This is a genomic window from Actinoplanes sp. TFC3, from assembly GCF_001553785.1.
In the GTDB taxonomy this organism is placed as follows: domain Bacteria; phylum Actinomycetota; class Actinomycetes; order Mycobacteriales; family Micromonosporaceae; genus Actinoplanes.
In genome coordinates this window covers 3,270,448-3,280,197 of record NZ_LOJP01000001.1, presented here as the reverse complement: position 1 = coordinate 3,280,197, position 9,750 = coordinate 3,270,448, and the positions used below count along the sequence as shown (strand labels likewise).

The 9,750-nt window shown below is 70.8% G+C and carries 8 protein-coding genes; 6 read left to right on the top strand and 2 right to left on the bottom strand.

Translation table 11 applies throughout. The features are described from left to right. Nucleotides 1–401 precede the first annotated feature (401 nt). The 4 genes from TFC3_RS14690 to nikE are packed head-to-tail and all read left to right on the top strand — an operon-like array spanning nucleotide 402 to nucleotide 5,350. Entirely contained in the window at nucleotides 402–2,006 is a 1,605-nt protein-coding gene (locus TFC3_RS14690; RefSeq protein WP_067506701.1) for an ABC transporter substrate-binding protein, read from the top strand. Then, the gene (locus TFC3_RS14685) at nucleotides 2,003–2,911 is read left to right on the top strand and encodes an ABC transporter permease (protein ID WP_236718129.1); all 909 of its coding nucleotides are present in this window, start codon (nucleotides 2,003–2,005) and stop codon (nucleotides 2,909–2,911) included. The genes TFC3_RS14690 and TFC3_RS14685 overlap by 4 nt, the downstream gene beginning before the upstream one ends. 1 nt (nucleotide 2,912) lies before the next feature. Next, nucleotides 2,913–3,761, top strand: a complete 849-nt coding sequence (locus TFC3_RS14680; protein WP_067500047.1) for an ABC transporter permease — start codon at nucleotides 2,913–2,915, stop codon at nucleotides 3,759–3,761. Next, complete coding sequence (gene nikE / locus TFC3_RS14675; protein ID WP_067500045.1) at nucleotides 3,758–5,350, top strand: ABC transporter ATP-binding protein; 1,593 nt, start codon at nucleotides 3,758–3,760, stop codon at nucleotides 5,348–5,350. Before TFC3_RS14680 ends, nikE begins: the two co-directional genes overlap by 4 nt. On the opposite strand, the gene TFC3_RS14670 is transcribed toward nikE, so the two are convergent. Next, nucleotides 5,305–6,384, bottom strand: coding sequence for a sodium:calcium antiporter (locus tag TFC3_RS14670; protein WP_236718128.1), 1,080 nt, complete (start codon nucleotides 6,382–6,384; stop codon nucleotides 5,305–5,307). The genes nikE and TFC3_RS14670 overlap by 46 nt on opposite strands. Nucleotides 6,385–6,517: 133 nt before the next feature. Then, on the bottom strand, nucleotides 6,518–7,678 hold the full coding sequence (locus TFC3_RS14665) for a lycopene cyclase family protein (protein ID WP_082772447.1): 1,161 nt from the start codon (nucleotides 7,676–7,678) through the stop codon (nucleotides 6,518–6,520). Between the two features lie 254 nt (nucleotides 7,679–7,932). On the opposite strand from TFC3_RS14665, the gene TFC3_RS14660 reads away from it, so the two are divergent. Next, nucleotides 7,933–8,598 carry a winged helix-turn-helix domain-containing protein gene (locus TFC3_RS14660; protein ID WP_067506694.1) on the top strand — a complete coding sequence of 222 codons (666 nt, stop codon included), beginning with the start codon at nucleotides 7,933–7,935 and terminating at the stop codon, nucleotides 8,596–8,598. Then, nucleotides 8,595–9,750 (top strand): HAMP domain-containing sensor histidine kinase (locus TFC3_RS14655; protein ID WP_067500039.1); only part of this gene is annotated, 1,156 nt, incomplete at its 3' end. The genes TFC3_RS14660 and TFC3_RS14655, both read left to right, overlap by 4 nt.

Sequence of the window (9,750 nt, the reverse complement as noted above, 5' to 3'; positions counted from 1 at the left end):
GGCCAGGGCGGGGGCGGCGGTGAGAAGCGTGCCGGTGAGGGCGAGCGCACCGGCCAGGCCGAGAACGCGGGCGAGCACGGGACGGTGAGTCATAACCGGTTCCTTTCGACGGGCATGCCGGAGCCGGCAAGGTGAAAACCCTGCTCAGTAGGCTCCGGAGTGCTCCCAGCATCGCCGAGCCGCTGATGATCGTCAATGACAATGGTGAAAATTGTTACGACGGTGCCCGATCGTACGAAGAAATTATTACGCTCGATGCCCACCGGCTGGTTGCCGTGGCCGGGCGCGCCGGACTGGAGCCGGCGTGCGGTCTCCGCTATCTGGGACGGAGGTCATCGTCCTCTTGCTTATATCCTAGTTAAACTATAGGAAAAACGGAGACCGTTCATCTGGAGGTGGAGATGCGTCGCCGTTTTCTGCTGATCGCAACCGTGGCTACCGCATTGCTGGCGGGGTGCTCCGGCGGTGGCGGCACCGACTCCGCCGCGGCCGGCTCACCGGTCTCCGGCGGCGCCCTGACCTGGGGCATCGAGACCGAACCGATCACCTTGAACCCGCACCAGTACGCCCAGGCCAAGGCCCGGTTGCTCACCTGGAACAACTTCGAGGCCCTGCTCACCCACGACGACAAGGGCGGCTACCTGCCCTGGCTGGCCAATGGCTACCAGGTGTCACCCGACGGCCTGGTCTACACGGTCAAGCTGCGCAGCGGCGTGAGCTTCAGCGATGGCACCCCGTTCGACGCGGCAGCGGTCAAGGCCAACATCGACCTGCTGCTCTCCGACGGGTACGCCCCCACGGTCGCCGCCGTGCAGCTCAAGAACCTCAAGTCCGTGGACATCGTGGACCCCTCGACCGTCACGTACACGCTGAAGCAGCCCGACGTGCTCATCCTTGACTTCCTCTCCTCGCCACAGGGTGCGGTCGTCTCGCCGGCCTCGCTCAAGGCGGCGAAGAACCTCAAGGCCGGTGGCCCCGAGCTGGCCGGGACCGGGCCGTTCATCCTCGACCGCTACACCCCGGGACAGGAGATCCACTACAAGAAGAATCCGGCGTACCGGGGGAAGCCCGCCCGTCTCGACGAGGTCACCTATCGCTTCCTCAAGGAGTCCTCGGTTCGCGTTGGCGCGCTGACCTCCGGGCAGGTGCAGGTCATCGAGGGCGTCCCCGCCACCGACCAGGCGCGGATCACCGGCAACCCGGCGCTGACCCTGAGCAGGGGCCTGAACTCCGGCTCGGCGTACTCCTACTACTTCAACGTCACCCACGCCCCGTTCGATGACATCCGGGTGCGGCAGGCCTTCCGGGACGCCCTCGACGTGGACACCGTGCTCAAGGGCGTCTACCGCGGTACGGCCACCCGGGCGTGGAGCGTGATCGGCCCGGCCAGCCCGCTCTACGACAAGTCGTTGGAGGGCACGTACGGCACCAACCCCGGGCGCGCCAACGCCACCTTGGACGCGGCCGGCTGGAACGCCCGTGATGCCCAGGGTTTCCGGGTCAAGGACGGCAAACGGTTGACCGTACGACTCGTGCAGTCCTCGCCCTTCGTCCGTGACCGCCGGGACATCCTCGCCCAAGCCGTGCAGGCAGCGGTCAAGCAGAGCGCCGGCATCGACCTGCAGGTGTCGGTGGTCGACCAGGGCACCGCCACCAAGGCCCTGGAGGACAACCAGTACGAGGTGTTCGACAACTCCCGCGCCGACACCGACGCGGGGGCGGCCCTCAACCTGCTGTTGTCCTCCTCGGGCGCGATCAACCGCCTGGGCATTCAGGACAAGGCGATCGACGGGCTGCTCGACAAGGGTCAGGCCGAGGGCGACCCCGCCGCCCGCGCGGGGGTCTACCGGGACCTGCAGCAGAAGGTGGTTGCCGAGCAGGCTCTCATCCAGCCCCTGTACGCCCCGGCCGACCAGATCGCGGCGAACAAGAAGGCGGGCGGTCTGGGCTTCGAGCCGACTGCGGGCGTACCGGCCAGCGCCTACACCGTCTGGTTGAGCAAGTGATCGTGCTGCGCCGCCTCGCCACCGGGCTGGTGGTGTTGTGGGCCGCCGCCACCGCGGCCTACCTCGCCCTGCTCGCCGCCCCGGGGACCACAGTGGACGCCATCGTCGGCGAGGGCGCTGACACGCCGCTGATCCGCGCTCAGATCATCAGCGAATGGCACCTCGACCGGCCGGCCGTCGTGCAGTACCTGGACTACCTGTGGCGCGCCGGGCAGGGCGACCTGGGGCGCTCATACCTGCTGCAGCGTCCGGTCAGCGAGGTCATCGGCTCGCAGCTGCGGCCCACCCTGACTTTGGCGGCGGTGGCGGGCCTGCTGGGCGTGGTGCTGGCGCTGATCCTGGCGATCACCACCCGCCGGCCCTGGGCGCGCCGGGTCAGCTCCACCGCCGAGCTGGTGCTCGTGTCGACGCCGTCGTTCCTGATCGGCATCGTGCTGCTGAGCATCTTCTCGTTCCGGCTCGGCTGGTTCCCGGTCAGCGGCGGCCAGGGGGTCGCAGCCCTGGTACTGCCCGCGGTGACCCTGGCGTTGCCGGTGGCCGCGCTGCTCACCCAGGTGCTGCGCGACGGCCTCGATCGCGCGCTGGACGAGCCGTTCGTGGTCACCGCGCGGGCCCGGGGGCTGGGGGAGCGGGCTGTGCTCGTACGCCATGCCGTGCGTCATGCGCTGTTGCCTGTGATCACTTTGACCGGCTGGCTGTTCGGCGTGCTGCTGGGCGGGGCGGTGATCATCGAGACGGTGTTCGGGCGCCCCGGCCTGGGCCAGGTCACCCTGCAGGCGGTGACCAGCGAGGACCTGCCGGTCGTGCTGGCCGTCGTGGTGTTCTCCGCGTTCGTCTACGTCGCCATCAACACCCTCGCCGACCTGGCCTGCCTGGTCATCGACCCCCGGCTGCGCAGGAGCTGACATGAGCATCGCGCTTGACCGCCCGCTGGCGCTGCGCCGCTCGTTCGCAGCCTCCGGCGTGGCCGTGCCCACGGCTGCCTTGTTCCTGCTGCTGGCGCTGATCGCCGCTGTCCACCCGTCGCTGTTCGCCGGTGATCCGTTGGCCGCCGACCCGTTGCACGTGCTCGAAGCGCCCAGCGCGGCGCACTGGTTCGGCACCGACCAGCTCGGCCGCGACGTCTTCGACCGGGTGGTGCACGGTGCCCGGCACTCGCTGCTCATCGGCGCGGGCGCGACCTCGATCGCGGTGACGGCCGGGCTGCTGCTCGGCCTGCTCGCCGGGCTGGCTCACAAGTACGCCGACGAGGCGCTGAGCCGTTTCTTCGATGCCCTGTCGGCGTTTCCGTTGCTGCTGCTGGCCTTGCTGTTCGTCGCGGTGGCCGGTCCGGGTACTGCCGGGCTGGTCATCGCCATCGGTATCGCCACGATGCCCACCTACGCCCGGGTCGTGCGCACCCAGACGTTCGTGGTGCGCCAGGCCGCGTACGTCACCCACGCCGTTGCCTTCGGCGACTCGCGACTGCGGCTGGTGCTGCGTCATGTGCTGCCCAACGTGCTCGGCCCGGTGCCGGTGCTCGCCGTCATCGGTCTGGGCGAGGCGATCCTGGCCGCCGCCGGGCTCAGCTTCCTCGGCATGGGACCGCAACCACCGTCGCCGGAATGGGGCGCGATGCTCTCCGAGGGCCGGGGCTATCTCAGCGTCGCGTGGTGGACCACCGTGCTGCCCGGCGTGGTCGTCACCCTCACCGTCATCTCGCTGACCGTGGCCGGACGCCGCCTGCAACGCCGCTTCGAAGGGAGGCTCGGATGAGCGAGCTGCTCATTTCCGTCCGCAACCTGCACGTGCGTTTCCCGCATCGCCGGGGCGCGGTGCATGCGGTGCGCGGGATCGACCTCGACGTGCACCGGGGTGAGTGCCTGGCCATCGTGGGGGAGTCCGGATCGGGCAAGAGCGTCACCGCCCGTACGCTTGCCGGGCTGGCCGGACCGGGCGTTCAGGTGCGATCGGATCGCTTCGAAATCGCCGGCCGGCCGGGCCCTCACGACTGGCCGAAACTGCGCGGCAGCTTCGCCGGACTGGTGCTGCAGGACGCGCTGGTCTCGCTCGACCCGCTGCGCACCGTCGGCGCCGAGATCGGCGAAGTGTTGCGCACGCACGGCATCGGCAACCGCCGCGACCGCACGGCCCGGGTCCACCGCCTGCTGGAAACCGTCCATGTGCCCGAACCGGCGCGCCGGGCCGGGCAATATCCGCACCAGCTCTCCGGCGGGCTGCGCCAGCGGGCCTTGATCGCGTCGGCCATCGCGGCCGGGCCACCCCTGCTGATCGCCGACGAGCCGACCACCGCACTCGACGTGACAGTGCAGGCGCAGATCCTCGACCTGCTCGCCGAGCGGCGGGCCGCCGGGGAGACGCTGCTGCTGATCAGCCACGATCTCGCCGTGGTAGCCCGGCTCGCCGACCGGGTCCTGGTGATGCGCGAGGGGCAGATCGTCGAGCATGGTCCCACCACGGAGTTGCTGACCGCGCCGTCCCATCCGTACACCCGGCAGTTGCTCGACGCCGTGCCCTCAGCCGCCGCCCGTCGTCCTCGCCCCGCCCGCAACCCGGCCGGCCCCGTCGTCGTCGAGGCCCGGGCCCTGCACAAGCGGTACGGGCACCACCCGGTCGTCACCGGCATCGACCTGAGCGTTCAGCGCGGCGAAATCGTCGGCGTTGTCGGGGAATCCGGATCGGGCAAGACCACGGTCGCCCAGATGCTGTTCGGGCTGACCGCACCCACCTCCGGCTCGGTGAGCTTCGAAGGCACACCCTGGACCGGGCTCAGCGAACGCCGCCGCCGCTCCCAGCGCCGCCGGATGCAGTTCATCTCGCAGGACCCGCTGTCCTCGTTCGACCCCCGCTGGTCCGTCAGGCGCATCGTGGCCGAAGCCCTGCCGCCCCACCCCGGCGAACCGACCGTCGAGGACCTGCTGCACCGCGTCGGCCTCACCGCCGACGTCCTCGACCGCCTGCCCCGCCAGCTCTCCGGTGGCCAACGGCAACGGGTAGCCATCGCCCGCGCCCTGGCCCCCCGCCCCTCCCTGATCATCTGTGACGAGCCGGTGTCCGCCCTCGACGTCTCCGTGCAGGCCCAGGTGCTCGACCTCCTGGCCGGAATCCGCGCCACCGACGGCACCGCCCTGCTGTTCATCTCCCACGACCTCGCCGTCGTCCACCACCTGGCCGACCGGGTCCTGGTCATGCGCAACGGCACCGTCGTCGAGTCGGGGCTGGTCGACGACGTCTTCCTGCGCCCCCGGCACGAGTACACCCAGGCCCTGGTCGACGCGGTACCAACGGTGGAGGTGGGCTACCCGCCGGCGATGGCGAACAGGCCGGCCACCCCGATCGCATAGAGAACGAGCACCACCAGCGAGTCGATGCCCATGCCGGCGATGCGGCGCTGGGGCCGGAACAGCAGCCCGGCGGCGTACACCAGGGTGAGCAGGATCCCCAGGGCGGTGAGATAGATGTCGGTGTTCTGGGCCTGGGGCAGCACGGCCTTGCCGGACAGCAGGGTGGCCATGAGGAACAGCACGGGCAGGAAGGCGTTGCCGCCGAAGATGTCGCTCATGGCCAGCTGGTAGTCGCCGTTGCGGACCGAGGTCAGCCCGGTCGACAGCTCCGGCAGCGACGTGGCGGCGGCCAGGATGGTGGCGCCGAACAGCACCCCGGACAGGCCGATGTGCTCGGCGATGGCGTCCCCGCTGCGTTCCAGCACCACCCCGGCGGCCAGGGTGACCAGGGCGGCCAGACCGAAGATGGTGGCCGACCGGGCGGTGCTGATGCCCTTGCTGGTGGCCTGCTTCTCGTTCTGCTGCTGGCTGTGCCCGCGCGGCGGCTCCTGGTTGCCGGGCGCCTCCCCGGCTTCGTGCCAGGGCAGGCTCTTACCGGCACGCTGCAGCAGCAGAAGCCCCGCAACCCAGAGGATGGCGATGAGCACCGGCCCGGGGGTGAGCCGGAACGCGATGAGCGAGGCCGGAAGCTGGCTGCCGGCGATGACGACGGCAAGGACGGCCACCACCAGAGCTGCTTCCAGCACCAGCACCAGCGACGCGGCACGGTAGGTCAGCGGGTGCCTGCCACGCACCCCGAAGGCGTCCAGAGCCACCAGAACGACGGTCTGGATGGCGATGCCGCCGAGGATGTTGCCGACTGCGACGCCGACGTTGCCGGACAGCGCGGCACTGGCCACGATGGCTGCCTCGGGCAGGTTCGTGGCGATGGCGAGCAGGATCAAACCGCCAAGGGCAGAACCGAGATGCAGCCGTACGGACAAAACATCGGTCTGGTTGGAAAGCTGGACCCCGGCGACCCAGATTGCTGCAGCAGCGGCCGCAAAAATTACCAGCAACACCCATAGTGACAGCCCGGCCATGGGCCCTCCCATCCTCGACAGGATCGCGCATACCCATGACCGGCTGATCTATCCGGCTGTGCCGGAGCCAGGCCGGTCTGCTGAGCCGGTTGGGGCTGTCCGGCTCGGCGACGCGGGGGCCACCCCGGGACCAGCCCCGTGGTCGTCATCCGCGCAGGCGGCTCGCCGCGTCGCCGGCTGCCGCGCGGGTCATCGGCAGCAGCGGGCTGGACGCCATCATGAGCAGGTCCTCGCGCCACGTCGTGACCCCGTCGAGGAAGCGCAGGACCCGTTCGGGCGGGTTGCGCTCGAACAGCCGGTCGAAGAACGCCACCCCGTCGACCAGGCCGCGGTCGAGCGCCCGCAGCTGCACCGAGTCCATCCAAAGGTGCCGGGCCGGGTAGGGCGGTTGCGGGACCGGAGGGCGTCCCGCCGTGACCGCGCGGGCGATCTCATCGGCCTGGCGGAGCATCGCGGAGAAGGTGAAGCCGGTCGAGGGCCGGGTGGCACCCCCGGCCGTGCCGAGCCGCACCACCCGGGGCGAGGGCCGGGCCTCGAACAAGCCGTCGGTCATCGGGATGACACCGTTCTCCACCTCCCGCACCCGCAACGAGGCCAGGTCCAGGCCGATCGACTCGGCGTAGGCCACCAATGCGGTGTCGTAGGCGTCGTTGCTGAGCACGGCGGGAGAAAACTCGGTGTACTCCACCAGCGCGAACCGGTCGCTGACCGGCAGGACGTAGCCGAACGAGACACCGCGCGCGGGCTGGGGCGTCCGGAAATCCATGAGCACGGCGCGCTCCGGCTGGAAAACCGGCCGGTCCGCCTCCAGCCACCAGCCACGGAAGTGCTGCAGCCAATTCGTACGTCCGGGCCGCCGGGGTGGCCGGGGGCGGGAGTCGAGCACCCACCCCGCCCGGACGAGAGGGCCGCCGGGGCCCGAGACGACAACGCTGCTGCCGTCGTCGTGCAGCTCCTCGGCCGGTGCGGTGAACCGGAGCGCGCCGAGGTCCCGCTCGGCCTGCTGGGCCAGCTCGTAGAGCGGTGCTGAGCGGAGCATCGCGTAGCGCAGCGGGGTCAGCGGCAGCTCGCGGCGCCCGGCCGGGGTTATCACGTCCACGGCCGCCCAGCTCGCGCTCAGCAGGGGATCGAGGACCGTGCCGGGGTATCCCCAGAAGGCCCAGGTCCGGTCCTGTCCGCGCTTGTGCACGGGATCGATGACGGCAATCCGTACGCCGGCGGCCTCTCGTCCCAGGGCGGCCAGCGTGAGCGACGCAGCGCCGCCACCACCCACGAAGGCAAGATCGACGTCCGGAATCGAGATCATCCGATCAGCCTGCCACGCCATCCCGCGTTCCCCTCGTCCTGCGTGGCGACCGGCCCGCCCCGCCAATGGCGGATACCTCTACGGCGACAACCTGCTGGTAGCGCCGCTCACCACGCCCAGCGACGGCAACACCTCCGCCGCCCAGCAGTTCCGGCTGCGATAACGGCGAGCGGCGCCGGACCCGGCCACCGGGGTCCGGCGCGGCCAGCTCGTCGGCGGCGGCGCCCGGGGAAGGCGATCTAGACTCGGTGACCATGCGGGTGTTGCTGGTGGAGGACGATCGCGAGCTGCGTCCGGCCATCGCCGCCGGGTTGCGCAGCGCTGGGTTCGCGGTTGACGACGCTGCGTCGCGGGCGGAGGCCGATTTCAAGATCTCCGTCAACAGCTATGACTGTGTGATCGCCGATCGGGGGTTGCCGGACGGCGATGCGCTCGGGCTCATCCGGATGTGGCGCGGGGCCGGGCGCACGGTGCCGGTGCTGGTGCTGACCGCCCGGGCCGCCGTTGGTGACCGCGTGTCAGGCTTCGAGCACGGCGCCGATGATTATCTGGGCAAGCCGTTCGCCATGACCGAGTTGATCGCCCGGGTACGAGCCCTGTGCCGCCGCGACCAGCCGCCCCGGCTACCCGAGCTGAAAGTGGCCGACATCGTGCTGGACGTGCCCACCCACCGGGTGCGGCGAGCAGGTGTCCTGCTGGCCTTCACCGCCAAGGAGTTCGCCGTGCTGGAGGCGCTGATGCTGCGGGCCGGCGACGCGGTCACCCGCAGTGAGCTGCTGGAGCGCTGCTGGGATGAGATGAGCGAGCCGGCCTCCAACGTCGTGGACGTGGTGATCCGGCACCTGCGCCGCAAGCTCGGGCCACCCGATCTCATCGAGTCGCTGCGGGGTGTGGGATACCGCATCCACGGGCCGTCATGAGCACCGGCCGTACCGCCGTCACGCGGCTGCGACGGATGCGGTGGACGCTGACCCTGCTGTACGCCGCGATGAGCGCGCTGTCGCTGATCACGCTGGCCGTCATCGCCGCCTCCATCGACGCACGCTCCGGTTCCCGGGATCGCGATTCCGAGATCAAGGGGCGGGCCCTGGCGCTGTCGCGGGCCATCTGGATGGACAAGGGTGTGCTGCACCTGGAACCGCTGTCCGAGGATGACCTGGCCACGGTGTCGGATGTCACCGCGGTCGTGCAGCGCCCGGGACCGGGTGATGCGCAGGTCCGCTGGTTGAACCCGCAGCGCACGGGCCTGCCGCCGGCGGGTCAGTTGAACCGGATGTGGGCTTCGACCGTACGGGAGCAGGGCCCGGTGCTCGCCTCTGTCGCCGACACCGGTGGCCGGGAGCTGCGCTGGGCCACCGCCCCGGTGTGGAACGTCGACGAGATTGGCGCGGTCGTGCTCGTCGCCACCGATCCGGCTCCGCAGCAGCGCCGCCACACCGAACTGGTGCTGTGGCTCGCCGCCGGCTGCGCGGTTCTGGTGCTCGCATCGGCCGGGGCCGGTCACCTGTTGTCCGGCCGCAGCCTGCGCCCTGCCATGCGCTCCCTGGACCAGCAGGAACAGTTCCTTGCCGAGGCCGCCCACGAGTTACGCACGCCGCTGACCTCTCTGCGGCTGGCCCTGGAGAGCGGCGCGCACGCGACCACCCCCGCACCGGCGGCGATGCGCGATGCCGTACGGCTGGTCGACCACTTGGACCGGCTGGTCACCGGGCTGCTCAGCCGGGCGCGCATCGACACCGGCACCCGGGCGTTGGAGCTGACGCCACTGCGCCTGGACCTGCTGGTCGAGCAGGTGGTGGAGGAGCTGGGACACCGCTCGGGGACGGTGCCGGTGCGTACCGAGCCGACGGTCGTGCTCGGCGACCCGGATCTGCTGGCCCAGGCGGTGCGCAACCTGGTGGAGAACGCCCTGCGCCACGGCGCCCGGGACGGCGAACCGGCCCGCGTGCAGGTGTCCGTGGCGGCGGGCACGGTCGCGGTCCGCGATGACGGGCCGGGGATCGCCGCACCGCAGCGGGAGGCCGTCTTCGGTGACCGGGTCACCGGTGGCCGGGGTGGGGTCGGGGTGGGCC